Below are 24,450 nucleotides of genomic sequence, written 5' to 3'. Positions count from 1 at the left end.
CCGGCGGGCGGCCCGTGGCCTGCGGCACTCCACCTCGCCCCCGGCCGTCAGTCGGCCGCCCCGGCCGCCTGCACTTCGCGGTCTGCCTGCGGCCCACGCCTGACGGGCACCGTCGCGCCCACGCCCCGCCGGTACTGCGCCGCCGGGTGGCGGTCCGGCAGTCGCGGGCCGACGCGGCCGTCGAAGAGCTTCTCCCGGAACGTGCCCTCACGGTATTCGCGCTGCACGATCCCGCGCTCCTGCAGGACCGGGACGACGCCGTCGATGAAGTCGCGGAACGAGCCCGGTGTCGTCGTGTAGGTCAGGTTCACGCCGTCGATGCCGCCGTCCTCGTGCCACTCCTGCAGCTCGTCGGCGACCCGCTCGGCGGTGCCGACGATCCGCTGGTTGGCGATCGACTTGACGAGGTCCTTGAACCGCCAGGTGTGGTCCGGTGCGGACTCCACCAGGGCCTTGATGATGCCCTCCTGGGCGTTCGTCCGGAGGTCGCCGACCGGGGCGTCCGGGTCGACCGCGCCGAGGTCTGCGCCCAGCCAGCCCGAGACCACCGCGAAGGTCCCCTCGTCGCTCAGCTGCTCCTGCACCTCGCGCTCCTTGCGCAGCGCCTCCTCCTCGGTCGCGGCGGTGATGACCGTGAGGCCCTGGAAGACGAGCAGGTCCTCGGGGCGGCGACCGTTGCGCAACAGCCGTTCGTGCAGGTCGTCGACGTTGGCCCGCGCGCCACGGACGTTGCGTGCGGCGATGAACGTCGCCTCGGCGTGGCGGGCGGCGAACTCGCGGCCCCGCTCGGACGAGCCGGCCTGGAACAGCACCGGGGTGCGCTGGCGCGAGGGCTCGGACAGGTGCGGGCCGACGACGTCGTAGTACCGGCCGCGGTGCCCGATCTCGTGGACCTTCGCGGGATCGGCGTACATGCCGCGCTCGCGGTCGTCGACCACGGCGTCGTCCTCCCACGAGCCCTCCCACAGCTTGTAGAGGACGTCGAGGTACTCGTCGCCGCGGTCGTAGCGCGTGTCGTGCAGCGGCAGCCCGCCGTAGCCGAGGTTGCGCGCGGCGTTCTCCAGGTACGACGTGACGACGTTCCAGCCGACGCGGCCGTCCGTCAGGTGGTCGAGCGTCGTCGCCCGCCGGGCGAAGCTGAACGGGTGCTCCTGCAGGATCGAGAGCGTGAACGCCAGACCCAGGTGCTCGGTGACCAGCGCCATCGCGGGGATCAGTGCGCTGGGGTCGTTCACCGGGAACTGGACGGCGTTGCGCACCGCCGCGTCGCGCGAGCCCTCGAAGACGTCGTAGGCGCCGACGACGTCCGCGAAGAAGACGGCGTCGAAGCGACCGCGCTCGAGCAGCCCGGCGAGCTCGACCCACGGCTGCAGGCTCGTGTAGTCGCGCTGCCGCGTGTCGGGGCGGGTCCACTGCCCCTGCACGATGTGCGAGACGACGTTCATCGTGAACGCGTTCAGGCGCAGGCGGCGGGGCGGGTCGGTCTGGCGGTCGGTCACGTGGGGCTCGGCTTCGGTGTCGGTGGGGTGGGACGGGACGCTTCTGCGGTACCGGTGTGCTCGGGACGCCACGGCTCGCGGCCGCGGTGCCGGGGTGCTCGGGACGGCGGTCAGTCCGCCGCGATCGAGGTCGGCGCGGACTGCGGGGTGAACGCGCCGCGGTAGCGCGCGGCCGGGTGGCGGTCGCTGAGGCGGTCGGTGCCGAAGAGGCGGCCGCGCAGGGTCTTCGCGGGGCTGCCGGGCTCGGGCGCCGGGGCCGCGAGGCCCCGGGTGCGCAGCGTCGGCAGGACGTGGTCGACGAACTCGACGTAGGAGCCCGGGATCGTCGCGTTGATGACGTTCACGCCGTCGACGCCGGCGTCGCGCCAGGCGGCGAGGCGGTCGGCGATCTGCTCCGGGGTGCCCACGACGCGGCTGCGCTGTGCGTTGAAGACGGCGATGTCACCGACGGTCGGGCGGCGGTGCGGGACGCCCTCGGCGATCCACTGGAGGATCGACCGCACGCCCTCCGTCTCGATCTCGTCGATCGGCGCGTCGTGGGACAGGTCGCCGAGGTCCGCGCCGACGCCTCCACCGAGGTGCGCGATCTGGCCGGCCACGTCGATCTGGCCGTCGAGCTCCTCCGCACGCCGGCGGGCCTCCTCCTCCGTCGAGCCGACGACGAACGACAGGCCCTGGAAGAACCGCAGGTCGTCGGGGTGGCGCCCGTGCTCCTGCGCGAGCCGCCGGGTGTCGTCGATCAGCCGCCGGGCGCCGTCGGGATCGGGGCTCTGGATGAACTGGGCCTCGGCGTGCCGCGCCGCGAACGCCCGACCGACGGGCGAGCTGCCGGCCTGGAAGATCAGCGGCGTGCGCTGCGGGGACGGCGCCACCAGGAACGGGCCCTCGACGCGGTAGCGCTCGCTCTCGTGGTGGATCTTGTGGATCCTCGACGGGTCCGCGTGCCGCCCGGACGCGCGGTCCTGCAGCAGGGCGCCCTCGTCCCACGAGCCCTCCCAGAGCTTGTACAGGACGTCGAGGTACTCGTCGGCCCAGCGGTAGCGCTCGTCGTGCTCGGTCAGGCCGTCGAGGCCGAAGTTGCGGGCGCCGTTCTCGAGCGCGTTGGTGACGACGTTCCAGGCGATGCGGCCGCCCGAGGCGTGGTCCAGCGTCGCGACCTGACGCGCGAAGTTGAACGGCGGCTGCTGGATCGGGGCGGACGTGAACGCGAGACCCAGGTGCTCGGTGTGCGACGCCAGCGCGGAGAGGATCACCAGCGGGTCGTTGCTCGGGATCTGCAGCCCGAGCTCCACGTGGTGGTCCCAGCCCCCGCGGAAGTCGCCGTAGAGGCCGACGACGTCGGCGAAGAAGATCGCCTCGAAGCCGCCGCGGTCGAGGGTCTTCGCCAGGTCGACCCAGAGGTCGAGCTCGCTGTGGCGGAGCTGCTCGCCGTGCGGCTGGCGCCAGAGGCCGTGGGTGATGTGCGAGGCCGTGTTCATCACGAACGCGGCGAAGGTGAGGGGGCGGGGCTGGGGCATCGGGTGGTCCTCGGAGGCGGGTCGGAAGGGCGCCGGACGCGGTCGGGCGGGGCGCCCGTCCGGTCCGGCGGTCGGTCAGTCGGCCGCGATCGGCGCGGGCGCCGGCGCGTCGGAGGCGGACGAGAACGCCCCGCGGTAGATCGCCGCCGGGTGCCGGTCGCTCAAGAGGTCGCCGCCGAAGAGCCGCGCGCGGAGGGTCTGCGCCGGCGCGTCCGGGTCGGGGGTCGCCGCCGCCAGGCCCCGCTCGCGCAGCACCGGGAGGACGTGGTCGATGAACTCGACGTAGGAGCCCGGGATCGTGGCGTTGACGACGTTGATCCCGTCGACCCCGGCGTCGCGCCACGCCGCCAGGCGGTCGGCGATCTGCTCCGGGGTACCGACGACGCGGCCGCCGCGGGCCCGCAGTCGGACGATGTCCTCGAGCGTCGGGGTGCGACCGCCGGTGCTCTCGCGCAGCCACGTCAGGCCGGACTGGCCGCCCTCCGTGTGGACCTGGTCGATCGGGGTGTCGGGGTCGTAGCCGCCCAGGTCGATGCCGACGCTGCCGCCGAAGTGGGCGATCTGGCCGTCGATGTCGACCCGCTCCTCGAGCTCCTGCTCCCGCTCGCGGGCCTCCGCCTCGTTCGACCCGACGACGAACGAGAGGCCCTGGAAGAACTTCAGGTCGTCCCGGTGACGGCCGTGCTGCTCCGCCAGCCGGCGGGTGTCGTCGATCAGCGTCCGCGCGTTGTCGGGGTCGGGCGAGGCGATGAACTGCGCCTCGGCGTGGCGGGCGGCGAAGTCGCGCCCGACGGGGGAGGAGCCGGCCTGGAAGATCAGCGGCGTGCGCTGCGGCGAGGGCGCCACCAGGGCGGGGCCCTCGACGCGGTAGTGCTTCGACTCGTGGTGGATCTTGTGGATCCTCGACGGGTCCGCGTGGCGCCCGGACGTGCGGTCCTGCAGGAGCGCTCCGTCATCCCACGAGCCCTCCCACAGCTTGTAGAGGACGTCGAGGTACTCGTCGAGCAGGGCGTAGCGGTCGTCGTGGCCGTAGCGCTCCTCGTGGCCGAAGTTCCTCCAGCCCAGCAGGTTGGAGACGACGTTCCAGGCGATCCGCCCGTTCGACGCGTGGTCCAGCGTCGCGACCTGACGGGCGAAGTTGAACGGCGGCTGCTGGATCGGCCCGGCGGTGAACGCCAGGCCCAGGTGCTTCGTGTGCGACGCCAGCGCGGAGAGGATCACGAGCGGGTCGTTGCTCGGGATCTGCAGGCCCAGCTCGGCGTGGAAGTCCCAGCCGCCGCGGTAGTCGCCGTAGAGGCCGACGACGTCGGCGAAGAAGATCGCGTCGAACCCGCCGGCCTCCAGGGTCTTCGCCAGGTCGACCCAGAGGTCCAGCTCGTTGAACCGCAGCTGCTCCCCCCGGGGGTCGCGCCAGAGGCCGTGGGTGATGTGGGAGGCCGTGTTCATCACGAACGCGGCGAAGTGGAGGGGGCGCTGCTCGGTGGTCATGGGGACTCCGGGAGGGGTGGGGGACGGGGTGCGGCGGCGCCGGGCGAGGGCGCCGCCGCGGGCTCAGTCGGCGGCGGCCGCGGTGCGGGAGCCGGGCCGCTGCAACCGCGGGACCGCCGCGAGCAGGGCCTGGGTGTAGGGCTCCTGCGGGCGCCGGAAGACGTCGTCGGCGGGGCCCTGCTCGACGACCCTCCCCTTGCTCAGGACGAGCACGTGGTCGCTGATGTGGTGGATCACGCCGAGGTCGTGCGAGATGAACAGGTAGCTCACGCCGAGCTCGCGCTGCAGGTCCTCCAGCAGGTCGAGCACCTGCGCCTGGATCGACACGTCGAGCGCCGAGACGGGCTCGTCGCAGACGATCACGGCCGGGTCCGGGCCCAGCGCCCGGGCGATCGCCACCCGCTGCCGCTGGCCGCCCGAGAGCTGCAGCGGCCGACGGTGGCGGTGCTCGTCCTGCAGGCCGACGAGCTCCAGCAGCTCGCCCACGCGGCGCCCGCGGGCGGCGTCGTCGGCGAAGGCCTCCGGGGCCAGCGTGTCGCGCAGGATCCGCTCGACCGACCAGCGCGGGTCGAACGACGACAGCGGGTCCTGGTAGATCACGCTGACCTGCCGGCGACGGGCGCGGCGCTCCTTCTCCTTGAGGCCGCTCCAGGGCTCCCCGTCCAACAGCACCTCGCCGCCGTCGGGCCGCGTCAGGGCCAACGCGATGCGCGCCGTGGTGGTCTTGCCGGAGCCGGACTCGCCGACCACCCCGAGCGTCTTCCCACGTTCGAGCCGGAACGACACGCCGTCGACGACGGTGCGCTCGATCCCGTCGGGCCCGCGGTAGCGCTTGACCAGGTCGGTGGCCTCGAGGACCGGGACGGTCGCGTCGGGAGCGGCGGCGCGCGCCGACCCGATCACCGAGACCGCCGCGTCCCGCCCCGGCGACAGCCGCTGGCCACGGGAGTGCTCCGACGGGACGGCGTCCAGCAGCGCCCGCGTGTAGGCGTGACGGGGGTTCGCGAGGACCTCGCGGGCGTCGCCCTGCTCGACGATCTCCCCGCCCTGCATGACGGCGATGTCGTCCGCCATGCGCGAGACGACGGCCAGGTCGTGGCTGATCAGGATCAGCGTCCTGCCCCGCGCCTTCGTGGCCTCGAGCAGCTCGAGGATCTGGGCCTGCACGGTGACGTCCAGCGCGGTGGTCGGCTCGTCGGCGATGACGAGCTCGGGGTCCAGGGCGAGCGCCGAGGCGATCAGCGCGCGCTGGCGCAGCCCGCCCGACAGCTCGTCGGGCCGCTGCGACGCCACGAGCTCCGCGTCGGGGACGCCGACCTGGGTCAGCAGCTCGACGACCTTCTCGTGGCGGGACGTGCGGGTCCCCCAGCCGTGCAGCCTCAGCGCCTCCGCGATCTCCCGTCCGACGGGCCGCAGCGGGTCGAGCGAGACCAGGGCGTCCTGCAGGATGAAGCCGACGTCCTGGCCGCGGATCGCCCGGAAGCCGCGGTCGCCGAGGCCACGCAGGTCGCGGCCGGCGAGCTCCAGGCGACCCGCCCGGACGTGCGAGCGGCCGCCCGTCAGCCCGACGATCGTGCGCGCCGTGACGGACTTGCCGGACCCGGACTCGCCGACGATCGCCAGGCAGCGCCCGCGCTCCAGGGTGAACGACACGCCCTTGACGACGGGCGTCGGATCCCGCGCGTCGCCGAAGCCGACGTGCAGGTCCTCCACCCGCAGCAGCGTGCGGTCGAGGTCGGCGGGGGCCTCCGTGGGCCACACGGGTGCGGACCGCCGGGTGGTGGTGCTCATCGCTCCGTCCCTCCTTCGAGGCGTGCCTGCAGCGCGCGGCCGAGCGTGGTGACGGAGAGCGCGAACGCGACGATCGCGAGCCCCGGCATCACCTCGAGCCACCAGGCCTTCTGCACGTAGTTCTTGCCGGCGTCGAGCAGGGCGCCCCACTCCGGCGACGGCGGGGCGACGCCGAGCCCGAGGAATGCGAGGCCGGAGGCCCACACGATCGCCTGGCCGACGCCGAGGGTCACGACGACGACCAGCGGCCGCATCGCGTTGGGCAGGACGTGGCGCCGGACGATCCGGGCGTAGGAGTGCCCGAGCGCCCCGGCCGCCTCGACGTAGCCCGAGTCGCGGACCGCGATGACCTGCCCGCGGATCAGGCGGGCGTAGCCGGGCGCGGTGCCGATCCCGACGGCGACGATCTGGGTCGTCGCGCTCGCGCCGAAGACGGTCACGAAGAGCAGCGCCAGGAGCAGCACGGGGAACGAGAAGAGGACCTCGAGGAAGCGGTTGATGATCGCGTCGGCGATGCCGCCGGCCAGCCCGGCGCTGACGCCGAGGACCACGGCGATCGACGTCGAGAGCGCGGTGGCGCCCAGGCCGATCAGCAGGGACTCCCGGGCGCCGTAGACGACGCGCGTGTAGAGGTCGCGCCCGTTCTGGTCCGTGCCCAGCAGGTGCTCCAGGGACGGGGCCCGCAGCGCGCCGCGCAGGTCGATGTCGGTCGGGGAGCCCGACGCCAGGAGCGACGGGACGGCCGCGGCGACGACGAAGAACAGCAGCACGAGGCCGGCCAGGACGAGCCCGGGACGCCAGGTCCGGACGCGGGACCACGCGGCGCTCGCGACGGCGCCGGGGGTCGGGGCGCCGCCGGAGAAGGTGGGGGTCGCGGTGCTCATGCGGCCTTCCCCAGCCGCGGGTCGACGACCACGTAGAGCGCGTCGACGATCAGGTTGGCGATGACGTAGACGAGCGCGACGAGCATCACGACGCCGGAGACGAGGGGGATGTCCCGCGCGCTGGCCGCGTCGACCAGCACCTGCCCGAGGCCGGCCCGGGCGAAGACGAGCTCCACCACGACCGCCCCGGAGAAGAGCGCGCCGAGCGCCCAGCCCGACAGGGTGATGGCGGGCAGGACGGCGTGGCGCAGGGCGTGCTTGACGCGCACGCCCAGGTCGCTCATGCCGCGCGCCCGGGCGGAGGTCACGAACGGCTCGTCGAGCGTCCGCTCGAACTGCTCGCGCGTCACCTGGCCGAGGAACCCGGCCAGCGGGATCGCCAGGGTCAGCGCCGGCAGGACCAGCCCCACGAACCCGGTGCCGCCCTCGACGGGGAACCACTGCAGGTCGATCGCGAAGACCACGAGCAGGATCACGCCGAGCCAGTAGTGCGGGAGCGCGGCGGTGACGACCTCGAAGCCCGACGCGACCGACGAGGCGATCCGGCCGCGGCGAGCGGTCGCGACCGTCAGGGCGATCGAGATGATCCAGGCGAGCGCCAGCGCCGAGAACGTCAGGAGCAGCGTCGGCCCGATCTGCTCGGAGATGATCGTCGTGACGGGCTGCTTGAGCCGGTAGGACGTGCCCAGGTCGCCCTGCACCAAGCCGGTCAGGTAGTGGCCGTACTGGGTGACCAGCGAGTCGTCGAAGCCGAAGCGCTCGTTGATCGGGGCCAGCTCGGCGGCGCTGCGCTCGATCGTCTGACCGGTGTCCTGGTTGATGATCAGCGTGGCGCGGTCGCCGGGCAGGACGGACTGCACGAAGAAGGTGAAGGTCGCGGCCGCCCACAGCACGCCGAGCGCGCTGAGGATGCGGACGGCGACCCTCGCCGGCCGGCGCAGCCGGGCGCGCAGGAGCTGCGCGTCCGGCGGGGCCGGCCGGTCGTCGAGGACCGCGGTGCTCACGGCTTCACGAGCCAGGCGTCCGAGAACACGGGCTCGCCCTGCGAGCTCTCCAGCCACACGTCGCGGAGCTTGGACCGGTCGATCGCCAGCGACGAGGTGCGGGTGTAGAGCCCGATCGCCGCGGCCTGGTCGGAGATCCGCTTCTGCGCCTTGGAGTAGAGCGCCTGCTGCTCCTGCGGGTCGAGCGTCGAGTTCGCCTCGCCGATCGTCCGCTCGAGGCCCGGATCGTTGTAGAAGGACGTGTTGTTGCCGTTCGGACGGTCCTTCAGGTTCTGGCGCCAGACGATGTAGAGGACGCCGGCGGTCGGGCTCGTCCAGTAGCCGGGCCGGGCGTCGTAGCTCGTCGGCGTGGAGAACTGGCCGCCGAAGAGCTGCGTCAGCGTCAGCGGCTTGAGCTCGATCTCGAAGCCGACCTGCTTGGCCTGCTCCTGCAGCGTCTGCAGCAGCGTCGCGCCGTCGGCGTTGATGATCGAGCCGGCGCCGTAGTCGATGACGGCCTTCAGCGGCCTGCCGCCCTTCGTCCGGATGCCGTCGGCGTTCTTCGTGCTCCAGCCGGCCTGGTCGAGCAGCGCGTTCGCCTTGTCCGGGTCGTACGTGTAGGCGTTCTCGAGCGACGCGTCGTAGTTCGGCGTCGACTTCGACAGGGCGGGGTTGCCGTTGAAGTCGGCGGCCTCGCCGAACGCGTTCTCCACCGCCGCCTTGCGGTCCAGCGCGTAGGCCAGGGCCTTCCGCACGCGGATGTCGTCGAACGGCGCCTTGGTGACGTTCAGGGACAGCGTCTGCGGCCGGCCGGGGGTCGTGTACTTCTCGACCTGGTACTCGGCCTTCGCCTCCTGCCAGTCCACGGACGGGATGTCGTAGATGACCTGGTTCTGCCCGGTCGTCAGCGAGCCCCAGCGCGTGGCGGGCTCCTTGACGAACTTCCAGTTCAGGCGGTCGACGTACGCCGGGCCCTGGTTCTTGGCGTTCTGCGGGGCGGAGTTGTACGTCGGGTTGCGGACGAACTCGACGTTCTGGCCGCGGTTCCACTTCTCGATCACGAAGGGGCCGGAGCCGACGGGCTTGACGCACTGGACGTCGGCCGGCTGCTTCAGCGACGACGGCGAGTGCAGGCCGAAGTAGCCCTGCGAGAGCGCGGAGAGCAGCGGCGAGTACGGCTTCTTCAGCTTGAGCTGGAAGGTCGTCGCGTCGACGGCCCGGCTGGAGTCGTAGTACTCGCCGATGTAGGCGGCGACCGTGCCGTTGATCGTCTTCGGGTCCAGCCAGTAGTCGAAGTTCGCCTTGACCGCCTCGGCGTCCAGGGCGTCGCCGTCGGAGAACTTCACGCCCGGCTTGAGGTCGAACGTCCAGGTCAGCTGGTCCTTGGAGACCTTCCACTTCGTCGCGATCCAGGGGACGATCCTGCCCTTCCCGACCTGGGAGACGAGCGAGTCGAAGACCTGACGCGAGATGTAGGCCTGCTCGACCCAGCCGCCCGAGATGCACGGGGGCTCCTGCTGGTGGGCGTACTCGATGGTGCCGCCGCGGGTGGGCTTCGCCGCCGCGTCGTCGGTCGCCGACGCGTTGGTCGTCGAGCCGGAGCCGCCGCAGGCGGTCAGCACGAGGGCGGTGATCAGGGCGGCGGCCGCCGCGGCGAGGCGGGCGGTCAGCGGCGCTGAGGCGGTCGGGCTGAGTGGTGAGGGCATCGGTTCGTCTGCTGCTTCGGTGGAACGGACGGCGAATGGAACGACACGTGGAACCGCCCGTCCAATAGAGGATCGCGACGGCCCGATAGTCTTTTGCTCAAATCCCGATCCGATTTAGTGCTTTACCCTTCGTCAGGTCCCCATGCGCATCGAACAGCTCGAATACGTCACCGCCGTGACCCGCCTGGGCTCGTTCCGCGCCGCTGCGGAGGAGCTACACATCTCGCAGCCCGCGCTCAGCGTCACGATCCGCAACCTGGAGCGGGAGCTCGGCGTGGACATCCTCGAGCGGCGCCGGTCGGGCACCACGATCAGCGACGCCGGCCGCGAGCTCCTCCCCGACATCCTGCGCGTGCTCGAGGCCGCCGACCGCCTGCGTCGCGCCGCCGACGACCAGCACCGCTCGAGCCGCGTCGTCCGCCTGGGCACCGTCAACGCGGCGACCGTCCCGCTCGTCACCCCGGCGATCCGGGCGTTCCGCACCGAGCACCCGCAGACGCAGGTGGAGGTCATCACCGCGCAGGGCGACGCGATCCACCGGTCCCTGCTCGACGGGTCCTTCGACCTCGGCCTGGTCAACCTCCTCGACGGCGACGATCCCTCCCCCGAGCTCGAGAGCACCGAGATCCTGCGGGCGGCACCGGTGGTCTGCATGCGTGCCGACAACCCGCTCGCGGCGCTGCCCAGGGTCACCGTCGACGATCTCCTGACCCAGCCCCTGATCGCGATGCGCTCGGGGTACGTGATGCACCGCTACGTCCACCGGCTGCTCGCCGGCCGTACCCCCGTCGTGTCCTACGCGACCGACGGTGCCGAGATGGGCAAGCTGCTCGTCGCCGAGGGCCTGGGCGTCACCGTCCTGCCGACGTTCAGCGTCGTCGGCGACCCGCTGGAGCGCTCGGGCGTCCTCGTCCACCGCCCGATCGAGGGCGACGACGCCGAGGTCCTCCTGATGCTCGTCCGCCGCCGCTCGGCCGAGGCCGCCACGGCCACGGGCGACCTGCACCGCCTGCTGGTCGAGCACGCGGCGACCTACGTCGAGGCGACGGTGCCCCCGGTCGCCGCCGCCGTCGCGGTGGCCCGATGAGCACGACGCTCGCCGGGACGGGTGCGGCGGAGCGCGCCGCGGTCACCGGGTCCGCGGCGGCGACCCGGACCACCGGGTCCGGGACCCGTGCGACGGGGACGCGGTCCGGGACCGCAGGGCACGGCGGCGCGGCCGTCGTCGCACCTCCCGGGCCGCTCGCGCGCCCCGCACCCGACCCGCTCCCGCCCGGCCACCCGCTCGGGCCGCTCGAGCACCTCGGCCTCGGCGACGTGCGGTTGATCGCCGTGCCGGACGTGCACCTCGGGGCGACCAGCCTGCTCGCGCTGGTCGGCGATCCGCTCGCCTCGATCGCCCCGCTCGTGCGGCTGCACCGCCTGCGCCCGTCCGGCGAGGACGGGAGGCCGGGAACGCGCGACGACGATCTCGTGCGTGCGTTCCGCCGCCTGCGCGAGGACGGCGCGGGCCTCCTCGTCCTCCACCGCGACGAACGCGATCCGATGCTCGCTGCCGCGGGGCCCGCGCCGACGCGCCCCGACCCCGGGACGCACGCCCCCCGGCCACCCGGACCTCGGCCGCGCGGCCGCGTCGGACGACGCCCGCTGGGGGTCCCCGAGGCCTCCCCCGCGCTGGAGGTGCTCGCCGCCTCGATCGCCGCGATCGGCCTGCGTCCCGCCCGCCTGCTCGTGTGCTCGGACCCCGAGCCGGACGCCCTGGACCCGCGCGACGTGGGGCTCCCCGTGGTGCGGCGGATCCCGTTCGGTGCCGCACGGCCGCGGCCCTCGGCGCTCGTCGGGGCCTGAGCACCCGCCGACCGCCGGCGCCCTCGGAAGCGTGCCGGCCCCGAGCGCCCTCCCGGCTCAGCGCCCCGCGCCCGCCCGCCCGCTGCGCGCGCCCGCCTTCGCCTCGTACATCCGGGCGTCGGCGGCGGCCATCAGGGCGTCGGGGCGGCGCCCGACGTCGTCCGTGGTGGCGACGCCGACCGAGACGCCCAGGGCGGTGGCCTCCGCCGCGGCGTCGACGGCGTCGTGGATGCGGGCGACCAGGCCCGGCAGGCCGGCGCCCAGCGCCGGGGCGAAGATCGCGAACTCGTCGCCGCCCAGCCGGGCGACCAGGTCGCCCGCGCGCGTCGCGCCGCGCAGGCCGTCCGCGCAGCGCACGAGCGCGTCGTCCCCGGCGCGGTGACCGTGGGCGTCGTTGACCGCCTTGAACCCGTCGAGGTCCAGGACGAGCAGCCCGCCGCCGGGGCCGTGCTCGTCGCCGAGCAGCCGGTGCAGCTCGCGGTCGAACGCCCGGCGGTTGAGCAGGCCCGTGAGCGGGTCGTGGTCGGCCATCCGCTGCAGGCCCTCCTCCGTGCGCCTGCGGGCCGTGATGTCCTGGAACTGGCCGATCCAGCTGATCGGCCGACCGAGCTCGTCGCGGAGGAACGCCAGGTTGGCGATGGCCCAGACGACCGTGCCGTCGGGACGGACGAACCGCTTCTCGCACTGGTGCGTGCTGCGCTCGCCGCGGAGGATCGACCAGGCCGCCACGACGTCGCTCCGCCGGTCGTCGGGGTGCGTGAACTCCTGGTCGCGCCGGCCGAGCAGGGCGGCGGCGTCGCGGCCGAGCATCGTCGCGAGCGCCCCGTTGACCCGGATGTACTCGCCGTCGGGGTTGAAGAGGGCCATGCCGATCGGCGCGGTCTCGAACGCCGCGACGAAGTGCCGCTGCGCCAGCTGCGGGACCGCCGCGGCCGGGGGCTCGCGGAACGTGCAGAGCGTCCCGCCCGGCGCGCGTCCGACGCTCGTCTCGACGGCGAACGGGATCCCGTCGCAGCGGACCCCGACCCCACGGCCGAGGTCCGCTCCGTCCGCCGCGGTCACGAGCGCCGTGAGCGCGCGACCGACGACGTCGCCGCGGAACATCTCGCGGGCCCGGGCGTTGGCCGCCCGCACCCGGTCGTCCTCGTCGAGCCACACCGCCGCGTCGGGGATCAGCAGCAGCGTCGAGTCGATCACCTCGGACGCCGTCGACCCGGGGAGCGGGCCGAGCGGTGGTCGGACGGGTTCCATCCCGTCGATCGTGCCCGACCACCCCCCGCCGGGCCACCCGAGTCGACCGACGTTCGGGTCCGCCGCGTAGGCCGTCCGCATACGGCGGCACCCCGCGGTGCAGGGAGCGACACCTCCCGGCGCCGTCGTCCGAGGCGGAGGCCCGCCGAGGAGGCTCTGCGGTGGGCGTCCGAGCGTCGAACCGCCAAGCCTGCGCACCGGCGCCACGTCGGGCTGAGCGGCGCGGCGACGGATGTCCCGTCTCACACGTCCCGAGGTTGCGTGTGGGGTACAACGACCTTCGTCCTCCCTTTCGCAGGGTGCCCCCACGGAGACCTGCATGAGTCCACGCTTCACCACGAACCTCCTCCTCGCCGTGCTCGGCGGGACCCTCCTGACCGCCTCGCTGACCTTCGGGTTCGCGAACGCCGGGTGGATCGCCCTCGGCGTCGGCGCCGCCGCGTTCACGATCGCCGCCGTCGGCTTCGCCGATCTGCACCGCGGCGCGGCCCAGCGGTGGCTCGACGTCCTCGTCGCCCTCGTCGGCGTCTGGACCGTCGTCGAGTCGCGCGTCTTCGACGACGGTGCGCTGCGCTGGATCTCCTTCGGGGGCGGCTGCGCCCTCGCCGTCCTCGCCGCGGCCGGCCTCGTGCTCCACGAGCGCAGCCGCCAGGCCCACCTCGCCGCCCTGACCGCGGCGGCGGACCCGCGCAACGCGCCGGCCCGCAACGGATCGGGTCCGCGGTCGTCCGTGCCGGCTCCGGAGGTCGCTGCATGAGCTCCGTCGGCGCCCACCCGTCCCTCACCCCCACCCCGGAGGTCGCAGCATGAGCACCGCCGCCACCGCGCCCGCCCCCTCCGGCGTGCCGGACCGCCACCACACCACGGGCTGGCAGGTCCGCGGGCCGTTCGCCGACTCGTACTGGTCCGCCGCGTTCCTCGTCGTCCTCGCCCTCGTCCCGTACCTCGTCCTCTCGACGACCGTCGGCGCCGTCGGCGCGCAGGTCGGCCGCGACGTCGGCCTGGGCGAGCAGGCGCTCTCCCTCACCAACGGGATGAGCAACGCCGCCTACGCCGTCGGCGCGGTCATCGCGCTGCAGCTCACCGTCCACCTGCGCGGGCGACGGTTGCTCGTCGGCTACGCCGGGCTCTTCGTCATCGGGTCCGTGCTCGCCGCCTGGGCACCGACCTCCGGGCTGTTCGTCGCCGGCCGCATCCTGCAGGGCCTGACGACCGGCCTGATGCTGATCGCCGCGGTCCCGCCGCTCGTCATCGGCTGGCCGCCGAAGCGACTGACCTCGACCGCGATGGTCATGAACATGGGCATCTTCGGCGCCGTCGCGCTCGGCCCGGTCATCGGCGGGGTCGTCGCCGGCGCGGGCGAGCACGCCTGGCGCCCGCTGTTCTGGATCGTCACCGGCCTGGGCGCCGGCGCGTTCCTGTTGTCGCTCCTGACCTTCCACGACCAGGACCCGATGAACCCCGACGCGCCGTGGGCCCCGGGCGCGCTGCTGCTCGCCGCGGCGGGCTGCGGCCTGACGTTCTTCGCCTCGGCCGAGCTGACGTCGCACGCGTTCGTCTCGACCTGGGTGATGCTGCCGATGCTGCTGGGCATCTCGCTGATCGTGATCCTCGTCGTCCAGCAGTACACGGCGAAGCGCCCGCTGATGCCGGTGAAGCAGCTGGCCTCGACGTTCCCGGTCGTCGGGATCATCGTCGCGATCACGGCCGGCGCCTCGTCGGTCGCGGTGATCGAGCTGACCCAGGGCGCGCTGCTGGCCAAGGGCACCGATCCCGGCCACATCGGCACGCTGTTCCTGCCCCAGTTCGCCGGCGCGGTGCTCGCGGCGGGCATGTTCGGCCTGCTGTTCCACACGAAGTGGACGAAGGTCATCGCCCTGACCGGCCTGGTCTGCATCGCCGGCGCGGCCGCGATCCTCTCCGGCGTCGCCCGCGGCGGCGAGAGCCTCGTCTGGGTCGGGTCGGGCCTGCTGGGCTTCGGCGTCGGCGCCTCCGTCGCCCCGGCGCTGTTCATCGCGGGCTTCTCGCTCCCGTCGAACAACATCGCGCGGATCTTCGCCCTGATCGAGCTGCTGCGCGCGGTCGCCGCGTTCAGCGTCGCGCCGGTCCTGGCGCACATCGCCCTGACCGTCGGCGGCGACCCGGCGACGGGCACCCGCACCGCCCTGTGGATCTGCCTCGGCATCGCCGCCGGCGGCGCGTTCGTCGCGGTCTACCTGTTCGTCCTGGCGCGCGCGAAGCCGCACCACCCGGACATCGACCGCTGGATCGGCGGCGAGGAGCCGGCCTTCGACTCCCCCGCCCTGGCCGCGGCGCTCCGCGGCCTGCCGAGCGACCCGAAGGGCCACTCGGACTACCCGGGCTCGCAGCGCGGCGCGACGCACGACGACGCGCGCGTGCCGGCAGGCGTCGGGGACTGATCGGCCCACCCGCGGCGCCGAGCGCCGCAGGTTCGTGCCGCCCGGCGGCACGTTCCTGCGGCGGTCCGCCGCGGCGCACCTCCGACGCAGACGCGTGCCGCCCCACGGCACGTCCCTGCGTGGGTCGGCGACCGCGCGCGACCTCGGACGGGCCGGGCCTCAGCCCGCGGCGGGCGCCGGCGTGGCCGCCCGGTACTCGTCGACCAGCAGGCGCTTGTAGAGCTTGCCCGTGTCGTGGCGCGGGAGCTCGGCGCGGAAGTCGACCGACCGGGGGCACTTGATCGCCGAGAGGCGCGACCGGCAGAGCTCGATGAGGCGCTCTCCCTCCTCCTCGCTCGCGGCGGACGGGTCGACGAGCTGGACGACCGCCTTGACCTCCTCGCCGAAGTCGGCGTTGGGCACGCCGAAGACCGCGGCGTCGAGCACGGCGGGGTCCGAGATCAGGACGTCCTCGGACTCCTGCGGGTAGATGTTCACGCCGCCCGAGATGATCATGAACGAGGCCCGGTCGGTGAGGTAGAGGAAGCCCTCGTCGTCCATCCGGCCGATGTCGCCGCACGTCGCCCAGCCGCGGGCGTCGTGCGCCTCCGTCGTCTTGGCCGGATCGTTGTGGTACTCGAACTTCGGGCCGTCCGAGAAGAAGACGCGCCCCGCCTCGCCGGCCGGCAGCTCCTCGCCGTCCTCGCCGACGACGTGGGCGACGCCGATCACGGCCTTGCCCACGGTGCCGGGGTGCGCGAGCCACTGGTCGCTCGTCGTCCAGGTCAGGCCGCAGCCCTCGGTCGACGCGTAGTACTCGTGGACGATCGGGCCCCACCAGTCGATGATCTGCTGCTTCACGTCGACGGGGCACGGGGCGCCGGCGTGCAGGACGACCTTCAGGCTCGACACGTCGGCCGCGTCGCGCACGTCCTGCGGCAGGCGCAGCAGGCGGACGAACATCGTCGGGACCATCTGCGTGTGCGTGACGCCGTGCCGGGCGATCGCCTCGAGCGCGCCCTCGGGGGTGAACTTCTCCATCAGCACGACGGTCGCGCCGAGCTGCTGCACGGCCATCGTGAACCGCAGCGGCGCCGCGTGGTACATCGGTGCCGGGGTCAGGTAGACCGACGAGGTGCCGACGCCGAGCATGTCGCGCAGGATCGGGGTGACGATGACCGCGGCCTCGTCGATCGGCACGTCGACGTCCTTGGGCTTGATGCCCTTCGGCCGGCCGGTGGTGCCGGACGAGTAGAGCATGTCGCGGCCGCCGATCCGGTCTTCGAGGGGCGTGTCGGGGCGCCCCTCGAGCTCGGGCTCGATCGCGTCGTAGCCGTCGATCGCGCCGCCGATCGAGAACCGCTTCACGCCCTCGGGGATCAGGCCCGCCAGCGGCACGCCCAGCTCGGCGTAGGCGGCGGAGACCACGAGCACGCCGGCCTGGCAGTCCTCGACGATGTAGGCCGCCTCCGGCGCGGTCAGCCGGGTGGAGATCGCGGTGTAGAGCAGGCCCGCGTAGTGCGCGCCCCACAGCAGCTCGAGGAACGCGACGTCGTTCTCGGCGATCAGGGCGACGTGGTCGCCCGGCTGCAGGCCCGAGTCGCGGAGCAGGTGCGAGATGCGGTTCGCGGCGGCGTCGAGCTCCCCGTAGGTCACGGTCCGTCCGGAGTCGGCCATGACGATGGCGGTGTTGTCGGGCGGGAAGTTCCCAGGGTGCATGACGACGGCTCCGTCGATCGCGGGTGGAGGTCCGACCCTCCCACGCGAGCGTCGGCGCGCCATCGCTCCGGCGGCGGGTCCTGCTCTCCCGCACGGGGTATTTCGAGCGCCGGGCCCCACCCGATCGTCCGGGCCGGGCCCTCGGATCCCGCCCCGGGGGTGCGAAGACCGCCCGGACGGTGGTTGCGCCGGGGCGGGCCGACCCGGAGAATGGACACCATGTCCATCTCTCCTCCCGCGACCTCGCCCGAGCGCACCCAGGACCGGCTCTGGCACGACGTCTTCCTGCCCGAGGACGTCCGCGAGGTCCGGGCGGACGTGCGCGCCGCGGTCGCCGAGCACCTGGCCCCGACCGCGCGGGAGATCGGCCGGCAGCTCGAGACGCCCGACGCGTTCCCCTGGACCGCGTTCAAGGGCCTGGCCTCCGCCGGCGTCTTCGCGTACCCGTTCGAGGGCGAGCACGGCGCCGGCCTCACCCACCGCACGCTGGGCACCTGCATCGCGACGGAGGAGATCGCGTACGAGAGCTCGAGCCTCGCCGGCGTCTACGACGGGCAGTGCATCCTCGTGGCGCAGACGCTGCGCTGGGCGCAGGACCCGATCCGCGAGGAGCTGCTCCCGAAGCTGATCTCGGGCGAGAACGTCTTCTCGTTCGCGACCACCGAGCCCGACGCGTCGTCCGACCTCACGCCGTCGGCCCTGAAGACCGTCGCCACGCGCACGGAGGACGGGTTCACCGTCACCGGCCGCAAGCGCTGGATCACCAACTCGATCGTCGCGGACTGGGTCTGCATGCTCTGCCGGGACGGCGAGGAGGACGCGTGCACGATGCTGCTGATCCCGCTGAAGGACAACCCCGGCGTGAGCATCGGCCCGCCCGACACGAAGATGGGCCACCACGGCCAGATCACGGCCGACATCGTGCTGGAGGACGTGCACGTGCCGCACGAGCACTGCCTCGGGCAGCCGGGTCGCGGCCTGGGCGTCGCGCTCGGCTCGCTCGCCGCCGGCCGGGTCGGCATCGCCGCGGCGGGCGTCGGCGTCGCGCAGGCCGCCCTCGACCTGGCGGTCCAGCGGGTCCGGGAGCGGAAGCTGTTCGGCAAGCTGATCGGCGAGATGCAGCACTGGCAGTACCGCCTCGCCGCGCACGCGACCGAGATCGAGTGCGCCCGCTCGCTCTACCAGAAGGCCGCGATGCGGATCGACCTGGGCGACCGCTCCGGCGAGCCCGAGGCGTCGATGGCCAAGAGCTACGCCACGCGCCTGGCCAACGACGTCGCCCGCGACGCGCTGCAGGTCCACGGCGGCTACGGCTTCGCCCGGCAGATGGGTGCCACCGGCGAGCAGTACCGCCTCGAGGAGATCTACCGCGACGCCAAGATCCTCGAGATCTTCGAGGGCGCCAACGAGGTGCTCCAGTGGGTCATCGCGCGGCACCTGATCGGCCGCGACGTCACGGGCTGAGGCGGGCCGGACGGGGTCCTGTCCCCCGTTCGGAACGCGGAGATCCCCCCTGGGGCCGATGGTCGAGCGCCGTCGCCCCGGGGGAGACTGGGGCATGAGCACGATCGACGCCCCCGCCCCGACCGAGTGGCCCGCGGAACTCGACCTCGGCGCCCGCGAGTTCTGGGCCCAGCCCTTCGCCGAGCGCGAGAAGGCCTTCGCGAAGCTGCGCAAGGACTTCCCCGTCTCGTTCCACCGCGCCTACGAGAGCTCGCTCCTGCCCCCGGGCGAGGACGCCGTCGGCTTCTGGGCCGTCACGAAGTGGGCCGACTGCAAGCAGGTCTCCCGCGACGTCGAGACGTTCGTCTCCGGCAAGGGCGTCCTCATGGAGGACATGCCCGAGGTCGTCACGCTCGCCACCACGTCGTTCCTGGCCATGGACGGCCCGGAGCACCGCCAGGTGCGCGGCATCGTCTCGCAGGCGTTCACCCCGCGGAACGTCCGCAAGATGGACGGCTGGATCGACGGCGAGGCGAAGAAGCTCGTCGACGAGATCATCGGGCTGGGCGAGGGCGACATCGTCGACCTCTACGCCAAGATGCTGCCCGGCCGCATCTTCGCGTTCTTCTTCGGCGTCGACCCCGGCTCCGAGGACATGCACACGATCATGGAGGCCGCCGAGCGGATGCTCGCGTGGGACGACCCGAACTGCGCGCTGGGCCGCGACGCCCTGACGACGTTCGCGGAGGAGGCCGACCGCATCCAGGAGATCGCGATGAAGCGCGCCGACTGGTACCGCGAGAACCCCGAGGAGAACCTCGTCTCCTGGGTCGTCAACGCGAAGTTCGAGGACCGCGTCCTCGACGACTGGGAGATCGCCGCGTTCTTCTCGCTGCTGGGGTCCGCCGCCAACGACACGACCCGGCACTCGATCGGCCACGCGTTCCGGCTGTTCCACGAGAACCCCGACCAGCTCGCCCTCCTCAAGGAGGACATGGAGGGCCGGCTGGACGGCGCCGTCGAGGAGATCCTCCGCTTCGTCTCCCCCGTCCAGCACTTCCGCCGCACCGCGGTCAAGGACGGCACGATCGGCGATCAGGAGATCAAGGCCGGCGACAAGATCGTCATGTGGTACTGCTCGGGCAACTACGACGAGGACGTCTTCGAGGACCCGCAGCGCTTCGACATCCTGCGCACGCCGAACAAGCACCTGGGCTTCGGCGCCGGCGGCCCGCACTTCTGCATCGGCTCGGCGCTGGGCCGCCAGATGATCAAGGCGACGCTCCGCGAGGTCTACACCCGCATGCCGGACCTCCACCTGACCGCGGAGCCCGAGCTCCAGGTCAACAACTTCATCAACGGCATCCACGCCGCCCAGGCGGCGTGGACCCCGACCGCCTGACCGAGGAGGACCCATGTCCCGTACCGGACGCTGCGTCTGCGGCACCATCAGCTACGAGGTCGAGGCGGACCCGATCGTCGTCGCGCTCTGCCACTGCGACGACTGCCAGCGCCAGAGCGGGGCGGCGTTCTCGACGAACCTCCTGTTCCCCAAGGACGCGGTGACCGTCGCCGGGACGCCGACGGTGTTCCACACCACCGGGACGGGCACGGGCGAGGACCGCGAGCGGTCGTTCTGCGGCACCTGCGGCTCCGTGCTCTTCACCCAGCTCGCGGAGCAGCCCGGGGTGACGATCGTCAAGGCCGGCACGCTCGACGACCGGACCGGCTTCGCCCCGGCGGTCGAGGTCTGGACCGACTCGGCGCAGGAGTGGGTCGCGGCGATCGAGTCCGGGCGGCCGACGTACCCCCAGGATCTGCCGGCGGGCTGACTGCAGGCGGACGCGCCGGGCGCGCGGACGGCGTCGCGCGGGCCACGCCTCGGCGGTCAGTCGGCCGTGGGCGCCGCGGCGATCGCGGTCACGGTCGCCACGACGGTCCGCACCAGGGCGTCGTCGTCGACCTCGAGGTGGCCGTCGAGGCGCCCGGACAGGAGCGCGGTGACCGCGCCGCCAATCGCGGTGGCGCGCACCGCGCGCTCCCCGGCGTCGGCTCCCACGTCGGGGAAGAACATGGTCCACCGCTCGGCCAGGAGCGCGAACAGGCCGGTCAGCGCCCGGCGCCGCTGCTCCTCTAGGTCCCGCACGCCGATCCCCTCGATGAGGGCCGCCCGTCCCCGGTACGGGTCGCGGACGTAGAGCTCGACGATCGAGCGGATCGCCGCCTCGACCCGCCCCTCGGGCGTCAGGTCCTCCCCCGAGATCGCGTCGAAGGCGGCCTCGCGCAGCTCGCGTTCGAGGTCGTCGATCAGCGCGCCGTAGAGCTCCTCGCGGGTGCGGAAGCTCTCGTAGAAGTACCGCTCCGTCAGACCCGCGACCCGGCAGATCTCGGTCATCGTCGCCTCGGCCCACCCGCGGGTGCCGGCGATCTGGAGCGCCGCGGCCTCCAGGCGCGACCGGCGCTCGGCCCGTCGCTGCTCCACCGTCAGCCCGCCGTAGCGGCGCCCGGTGGGCGCCTGGTCGGAGGCGGGCACGACGCGGATCTTGACAGACGGCCCTGTCACCGCCAGGATCCTTCGTGACAGGACCGCCTGTCACTTTGCGGAGGAGCGACGGATGAGCACGACCACCCCCACCCCCAGCCCACGGGCCGCCCCCAGCGCGCCGGCCCCCGAGCCGGTCGACCGGCGGATCACGCGCGAGGTCCTGCGCGACCTGGGCCGCGAGCGCACCGCCCGCCGGCGGGTCCCGCTGCCGAAGGGCAACCTCGGCCCCAGCCTGCGCAACACGCTCGCGGTGACCACCGCCCCGCTCGAGATGCTGCTGGAGCACGAGCGGCGCCTGGGCCCGGTCTTCACCCTGCGCCTGGCCCACCAGGCCGTCGTCTGGGGCATCGGCGCCGAGGCCAATCACGACATCCTCGTCAAGCAGGCCGACGCGTTCGGCTGGCGCGAGAGCCGCTTCGGCGACCTCTGGCCGCTGCTCGGCGACAGCTTCTTCGCGATCGACGGCCCGTACCACCAGCAGTCCCGGCGGATGCTCCTGCCGGCGTTCCACGCGAAGACCGTCGGGGGCCTGGCGCAGGGCATCCTCGACGAGGCCGTGGAGGGCGCCGCGCAGCTGCAGCCCGGGACGCGGGTCGACATCAACGGATGGGTGCGCGAGCTGGCGATGCGGATCGCGCTGCGCGTGCTGGCGGGCATCGGCACGGACTCCGACGTCGAGCGGCGCTTCGCCCACGCGTTCGAGCGGGCGCTGGCGTTCCACGGCCGGCCGCTGCCGCTGCAGATGCTGCGCGGTCCCCGCACGCCCTACGCCGACATGCGCAGGGCGCGCGCGGAGCTCGACGGCCTCGTCCGCGACGAGATCGACCGGCGCCGCGCCGCCGACGACCCGGGTCCGGGCGTCCTGGGCATGCTCGTCGCGGCCACCGACGAGGCGGGCCGACCGCTGCCCCCCGGCCTCGTCCGCGACCACCTGATGACGCTGCTCTTCGCCGGCCACGACACGACGACGGCGACGTTCTCGTTCCTCGCCCACGAGGTCGGTCGCAACACGGGCGTGCGCGACGAGCTGCTCGCCGAGCTCGACAGCGAGCTGGTCGACGGCGTCCCCACGGCCAGGCAGCTCGACGGCACGGCGCTGCCGGTGCTCGAGCGCGTGCTGTCCGAGGCGCTGCGCCGCTACCCCGCCGCCTGGGTCGGCCCGCGGCGCACGCTGCGCGACGTCGAGGTCGCCGGGGTCGAGATCCCGGCGGGGATGGCCGTCCACTACTCGAGCTGGGCGACCCACCACCTGGAGGAGCTCTACCCGCAGCCGATGGCGTTCCGACCCGACCGGTTCCTGCCCGGCGGCGAGGTCGATGCCCTGCCGAAGGGCGCCTACGTCCCGTTCGGCGGTGGCTCGCGCATCTGCCTGGGCAAGCGGTTCGCGGAGTACGAGCTGCGCGCGATCGTCGCCACCGTGCTCTCCCGCGTCCTGCTCGATCCCGACCCGGCGGACCCGCTGCGCCTGAGCTTCACCCCGACGCTGGGCCCGAAGGGCGGCCTGCGGATGGCGGTCCGCCCGCGCTGAGCGGACCGCCGCCCGTCAGTCGAAGACGACGACGGGCTTGATCACGCGGCCGTCGGCGGAGGACTTGATCGCCTCGTTGATCTCCGCGAACGGGAACGTCTGGATCAGCCGGTCGAACGGGAACTTCCCGGCGCGGTGGAGCTCGATCATCTCGGGGATGAACTGCTGGGGGTCGGCGTCGCCCTCGATGACGCCCGACAGCGTGCGGCCGAGCATCAGGTGGCCCTGGTCGATCGAGATGTTGTTCTCGAGGCCCTGGAAGCCGACGGTCGCGGCGTGACCCGGCGAGCGCAGGACCTCGAGGGTCTGACGGACGACGCCCTCGGTGCCGACGGTGTCGAAGGAGAAGTCCAGGCCGGTCGGCGTGACCTGCTGGATGTCCCAGACGAGGTCCTTGGACTCCTTCGGGTTGAAGACGTGGGTGGCCCCGAGCTCCTTGGCGAACTCGAGGCGCTCCGCGTTGGTGTCGATGCCGACGATCGGGTCGCAGCCGGCCGCCTTGGCCGCCATCAGCGCGGCGAGACCGACGCCGCCGAGGCCGAAGATCCCGATGCCCTGGCCCGCCTTCGGCCGGAGGACCTTGAGGACCGTGCCGGCGCCGGTCTGGATGCCGCAGCCCAGCGGGCCGAGCAGCTCGATCGGGGCGTCCTCGGGCACCTTGACCGTGTTGGTCGCCTTCGCCACCGCTCGGGAGGCCCAGGAGGACTGCTGGAAGAAGTTGCCGTGGATCTCCTCGTCGCCCTTGTGCAGGGTCGTCGTGCCGTCCAGGCGCGTGCCGAAGTAGTTCAGGGGGGCGAACAGCTCGCAGTAGGCGGGGCGGCCGCCGGTGCAGACGTCGCACTCGCCGCAGTGCCCGAAGCTGAGGACGACGTGGTCCCCCGGGACGACGTTGGTGACCGCGGAGCCGACCGCGGAGACGATGCCCGAGCCCTCGTGCCCGAGCACGGTGGGCAGCGGCAGCGGCACGGTGCCGTCGATGCCGGTCATGTCCGTGTGGCAGATGCCCGCGCCCTTGATGTCGATCAGCACCTCGTCGTCCTGGAGCTCGGCGACGTCGATCTCCTCGATCGAGAGCGGCTGGTCGATCTCACGGAGCACTGCTGCGGTGGCCTTCACGAATCCTCCCGGACTCTCGGAACTACGGACGTTCCGACGCTAACCCGGGCCCCTCGGCGGAACCATGGACCGTTCGGGTGAGCTTCGTCGCCCGGACGGCGGGCGAGTGCCGGAGGGGTGCGGTCGATCCCGTGCCCGGGGGTGGCACCCGATCGACCGGGCCTCGGGCCCCGAGCGCCCCGGACGCGCAGAACGGGGGAGGAGGATGCCCCCCGCGAGCGATGCGCGGGCGCAGGGCCCGGACGTAGCGTGGAGCGGGGAGTCCGCCACCGGGCGCTTCCCGCACCGACGACACCACAGGGAGCACCCATGCCGTTCTTCAACGACGCCGACGAAGCCCTCAAGTACCTCGGGGGCGTGTTCCGCAAGTCCAACGAGACCGAGGTCGGCCCCAAGCTCGCCTCCGCCGAGATCGACCTGCAGGTCTACTACTCCGATCCGGACGCGAAGGTCCTGATCAAGATGCGCGACGGCAAGGTCGAGGTCCTCGACGAGGAGGAGAACGACGACGCCGACGTCAAGCTCTACATGCCCGCCGACATCGGCGACAAGTTCTGGCGCGGCGAGTACAACCTCGCCGTCGGGCTGGCCAAGGGCCAGGTCAAGGCCAAGGGCCCGGTCAACAAGATCCTCAAGCTCGTCCCGCTGACGAAGCCGCTGTTCCCGATCTACCGCGACCTCGTCGCGGACAAGGACAAGGCCGCGGCCTGAGCGCCGGGGACCGCGAGCGAAG

Annotated in this window: 20 protein-coding genes; 9 read left to right on the top strand and 11 right to left on the bottom strand. The window is 73.1% G+C overall.

Annotated elements, in window-relative coordinates; translation table 11 throughout:
* Nucleotides 1-47: 47 nt before the first annotated feature.
* The 7 genes from Q7T67_RS03400 to Q7T67_RS03370 all read right to left on the bottom strand — a co-directional run bounded on the left by Q7T67_RS03400 (nucleotide 48) and on the right by Q7T67_RS03370 (nucleotide 9,868).
* Nucleotides 48-1,499 (bottom strand): LLM class flavin-dependent oxidoreductase, encoded by a 1,452-nt coding sequence (locus tag Q7T67_RS03400; RefSeq protein ID WP_304786002.1) that lies wholly within the window; start codon nucleotides 1,497-1,499, stop codon nucleotides 48-50.
* 110 nt (nucleotides 1,500-1,609) lie between these two features.
* Nucleotides 1,610-3,016 carry an NtaA/DmoA family FMN-dependent monooxygenase gene (locus tag Q7T67_RS03395; RefSeq protein ID WP_304786000.1) on the bottom strand — a complete coding sequence of 469 codons (1,407 nt, stop codon included), beginning with the start codon at nucleotides 3,014-3,016 and terminating at the stop codon, nucleotides 1,610-1,612.
* 75 nt (nucleotides 3,017-3,091) lie between these two features.
* Nucleotides 3,092-4,504 carry an NtaA/DmoA family FMN-dependent monooxygenase gene (locus tag Q7T67_RS03390; RefSeq protein WP_304785998.1) on the bottom strand — a complete coding sequence of 471 codons (1,413 nt, stop codon included), beginning with the start codon at nucleotides 4,502-4,504 and terminating at the stop codon, nucleotides 3,092-3,094.
* Between the two features lie 63 nt (nucleotides 4,505-4,567).
* Entirely contained in the window at nucleotides 4,568-6,295 is a 1,728-nt protein-coding gene (locus Q7T67_RS03385; protein ID WP_304785996.1) for an ABC transporter ATP-binding protein, read from the bottom strand.
* Nucleotides 6,292-7,179, bottom strand: coding sequence for an ABC transporter permease (locus tag Q7T67_RS03380; RefSeq protein WP_304785994.1), 888 nt, complete (start codon nucleotides 7,177-7,179; stop codon nucleotides 6,292-6,294). Before Q7T67_RS03380 ends, Q7T67_RS03385 begins: the two co-directional genes overlap by 4 nt.
* Nucleotides 7,176-8,183 (bottom strand): ABC transporter permease, encoded by a 1,008-nt coding sequence (locus Q7T67_RS03375; RefSeq protein WP_304785991.1) that lies wholly within the window; start codon nucleotides 8,181-8,183, stop codon nucleotides 7,176-7,178. Before Q7T67_RS03375 ends, Q7T67_RS03380 begins: the two co-directional genes overlap by 4 nt.
* Nucleotides 8,180-9,868, bottom strand: a complete 1,689-nt coding sequence (locus Q7T67_RS03370) for an ABC transporter substrate-binding protein (RefSeq protein ID WP_304785989.1) — start codon at nucleotides 9,866-9,868, stop codon at nucleotides 8,180-8,182. Before Q7T67_RS03370 ends, Q7T67_RS03375 begins: the two co-directional genes overlap by 4 nt.
* Nucleotides 9,869-10,010: 142 nt before the next feature.
* Here Q7T67_RS03370 and Q7T67_RS03365 point away from each other — a divergent pair, with 142 nt between their 5' ends.
* A complete protein-coding gene (locus Q7T67_RS03365) occupies nucleotides 10,011-10,955 on the top strand; it encodes a LysR family transcriptional regulator (protein WP_304785987.1) in 945 nt (314 codons plus the stop codon).
* On the top strand, nucleotides 10,952-11,716 hold the full coding sequence (locus Q7T67_RS03360; protein ID WP_304785985.1) for a hypothetical protein: 765 nt from the start codon (nucleotides 10,952-10,954) through the stop codon (nucleotides 11,714-11,716). The genes Q7T67_RS03365 and Q7T67_RS03360 overlap by 4 nt, the downstream gene beginning before the upstream one ends.
* A 57-nt stretch (nucleotides 11,717-11,773) precedes the next feature.
* Here the strand turns inward: Q7T67_RS03360 and Q7T67_RS03355 are convergent, their stop codons facing one another.
* Nucleotides 11,774-12,967: a sensor domain-containing diguanylate cyclase gene (locus tag Q7T67_RS03355; protein ID WP_304785983.1), complete on the bottom strand. Its 1,194-nt coding sequence runs from the start codon at nucleotides 12,965-12,967 to the stop codon at nucleotides 11,774-11,776.
* A gap of 319 nt (nucleotides 12,968-13,286) precedes the next feature.
* Here Q7T67_RS03355 and Q7T67_RS03350 point away from each other — a divergent pair, with 319 nt between their 5' ends.
* Nucleotides 13,287-13,724 (top strand): hypothetical protein, encoded by a 438-nt coding sequence (locus Q7T67_RS03350; RefSeq protein ID WP_304785981.1) that lies wholly within the window; start codon nucleotides 13,287-13,289, stop codon nucleotides 13,722-13,724.
* Nucleotides 13,725-13,773: 49 nt separating this feature from the next.
* On the top strand, nucleotides 13,774-15,387 hold the full coding sequence (locus Q7T67_RS03345; protein WP_304785979.1) for an MFS transporter: 1,614 nt from the start codon (nucleotides 13,774-13,776) through the stop codon (nucleotides 15,385-15,387).
* Nucleotides 15,388-15,546: 159 nt separating this feature from the next.
* On the opposite strand, the gene Q7T67_RS03340 is transcribed toward Q7T67_RS03345, so the two are convergent.
* Nucleotides 15,547-17,085 (bottom strand): acyl-CoA synthetase, encoded by a 1,539-nt coding sequence (locus tag Q7T67_RS03340; protein ID WP_304785977.1) that lies wholly within the window; start codon nucleotides 17,083-17,085, stop codon nucleotides 15,547-15,549.
* Between the two features lie 210 nt (nucleotides 17,086-17,295).
* Here Q7T67_RS03340 and Q7T67_RS03335 point away from each other — a divergent pair, with 210 nt between their 5' ends.
* The 3 genes from Q7T67_RS03335 to Q7T67_RS03325 all read left to right on the top strand — a co-directional run bounded on the left by Q7T67_RS03335 (nucleotide 17,296) and on the right by Q7T67_RS03325 (nucleotide 20,360).
* Nucleotides 17,296-18,549, top strand: coding sequence for an acyl-CoA dehydrogenase family protein (locus tag Q7T67_RS03335; protein WP_370695352.1), 1,254 nt, complete (start codon nucleotides 17,296-17,298; stop codon nucleotides 18,547-18,549).
* 94 nt (nucleotides 18,550-18,643) lie between these two features.
* The gene (locus Q7T67_RS03330; protein WP_304785973.1) at nucleotides 18,644-19,930 is read left to right on the top strand and encodes a cytochrome P450; all 1,287 of its coding nucleotides are present in this window, start codon (nucleotides 18,644-18,646) and stop codon (nucleotides 19,928-19,930) included.
* 13 nt (nucleotides 19,931-19,943) lie between these two features.
* A complete protein-coding gene (locus Q7T67_RS03325) occupies nucleotides 19,944-20,360 on the top strand; it encodes a GFA family protein (RefSeq protein ID WP_304785971.1) in 417 nt (138 codons plus the stop codon).
* A 56-nt stretch (nucleotides 20,361-20,416) separates the two neighbouring features.
* On the opposite strand, the gene Q7T67_RS03320 is transcribed toward Q7T67_RS03325, so the two are convergent.
* Nucleotides 20,417-21,091, bottom strand: a complete 675-nt coding sequence (locus Q7T67_RS03320; RefSeq protein WP_304785969.1) for a TetR/AcrR family transcriptional regulator — start codon at nucleotides 21,089-21,091, stop codon at nucleotides 20,417-20,419.
* A gap of 52 nt (nucleotides 21,092-21,143) precedes the next feature.
* Between Q7T67_RS03320 and Q7T67_RS03315 the strand changes: the two genes are divergently transcribed.
* Nucleotides 21,144-22,601: a cytochrome P450 gene (locus Q7T67_RS03315; RefSeq protein WP_304785967.1), complete on the top strand. Its 1,458-nt coding sequence runs from the start codon at nucleotides 21,144-21,146 to the stop codon at nucleotides 22,599-22,601.
* Nucleotides 22,602-22,616: 15 nt separating this feature from the next.
* Here Q7T67_RS03315 and Q7T67_RS03310 read toward each other — a convergent pair whose 3' ends face one another.
* A complete protein-coding gene (locus tag Q7T67_RS03310) occupies nucleotides 22,617-23,717 on the bottom strand; it encodes an NAD(P)-dependent alcohol dehydrogenase (RefSeq protein ID WP_304785965.1) in 1,101 nt (366 codons plus the stop codon).
* Nucleotides 23,718-24,026: 309 nt separating this feature from the next.
* Between Q7T67_RS03310 and Q7T67_RS03305 the strand changes: the two genes are divergently transcribed.
* On the top strand, nucleotides 24,027-24,428 hold the full coding sequence (locus Q7T67_RS03305) for an SCP2 sterol-binding domain-containing protein (RefSeq protein WP_304785963.1): 402 nt from the start codon (nucleotides 24,027-24,029) through the stop codon (nucleotides 24,426-24,428).
* The last annotated feature ends 22 nt before the right edge of the window (nucleotides 24,429-24,450 follow it).

Origin of the sequence: Patulibacter sp. (genome assembly GCF_030655195.1) — a bacterium.
GTDB lineage: Bacteria > Actinomycetota > Thermoleophilia > Solirubrobacterales > Solirubrobacteraceae > Patulibacter.
The sequence above is the reverse complement of the archived record's forward strand: the minus strand, read 5'-3'. Positions and strand labels throughout refer to the sequence as shown.

Excerpts from the sequence above, each read along its gene's own strand:
- Q7T67_RS03395 (WP_304786000.1), bottom strand. The coding sequence starts at position 3,016 with ATGCCCCAGCCCCGCCCCCTCACCTTCGCCGCGTTCGTGATGAACACG.
- Q7T67_RS03390 (WP_304785998.1), bottom strand. The coding sequence starts at position 4,504 with ATGACCACCGAGCAGCGCCCCCTCCACTTCGCCGCGTTCGTGATGAAC.
- Q7T67_RS03385 (WP_304785996.1), bottom strand. The coding sequence starts at position 6,295 with ATGAGCACCACCACCCGGCGGTCCGCACCCGTGTGGCCCACGGAGGCC.
- Q7T67_RS03380 (WP_304785994.1), bottom strand. The coding sequence starts at position 7,179 with ATGAGCACCGCGACCCCCACCTTCTCCGGCGGCGCCCCGACCCCCGGC.
- Q7T67_RS03370 (WP_304785989.1), bottom strand. The coding sequence starts at position 9,868 with ATGCCCTCACCACTCAGCCCGACCGCCTCAGCGCCGCTGACCGCCCGC.
- Q7T67_RS03365 (WP_304785987.1), top strand. The coding sequence starts at position 10,011 with ATGCGCATCGAACAGCTCGAATACGTCACCGCCGTGACCCGCCTGGGC.
- Q7T67_RS03360 (WP_304785985.1), top strand. The coding sequence starts at position 10,952 with ATGAGCACGACGCTCGCCGGGACGGGTGCGGCGGAGCGCGCCGCGGTC.
- Q7T67_RS03355 (WP_304785983.1), bottom strand. The coding sequence starts at position 12,967 with ATGGAACCCGTCCGACCACCGCTCGGCCCGCTCCCCGGGTCGACGGCG.
- Q7T67_RS03350 (WP_304785981.1), top strand. The coding sequence starts at position 13,287 with ATGAGTCCACGCTTCACCACGAACCTCCTCCTCGCCGTGCTCGGCGGG.
- Q7T67_RS03345 (WP_304785979.1), top strand. The coding sequence starts at position 13,774 with ATGAGCACCGCCGCCACCGCGCCCGCCCCCTCCGGCGTGCCGGACCGC.
- Q7T67_RS03340 (WP_304785977.1), bottom strand. The coding sequence starts at position 17,085 with ATGCACCCTGGGAACTTCCCGCCCGACAACACCGCCATCGTCATGGCC.
- Q7T67_RS03335 (WP_370695352.1), top strand. The coding sequence starts at position 17,296 with ATGGACACCATGTCCATCTCTCCTCCCGCGACCTCGCCCGAGCGCACC.
- Q7T67_RS03330 (WP_304785973.1), top strand. The coding sequence starts at position 18,644 with ATGAGCACGATCGACGCCCCCGCCCCGACCGAGTGGCCCGCGGAACTC.
- Q7T67_RS03325 (WP_304785971.1), top strand. The coding sequence starts at position 19,944 with ATGTCCCGTACCGGACGCTGCGTCTGCGGCACCATCAGCTACGAGGTC.
- Q7T67_RS03315 (WP_304785967.1), top strand. The coding sequence starts at position 21,144 with ATGAGCACGACCACCCCCACCCCCAGCCCACGGGCCGCCCCCAGCGCG.
- Q7T67_RS03305 (WP_304785963.1), top strand. The coding sequence starts at position 24,027 with ATGCCGTTCTTCAACGACGCCGACGAAGCCCTCAAGTACCTCGGGGGC.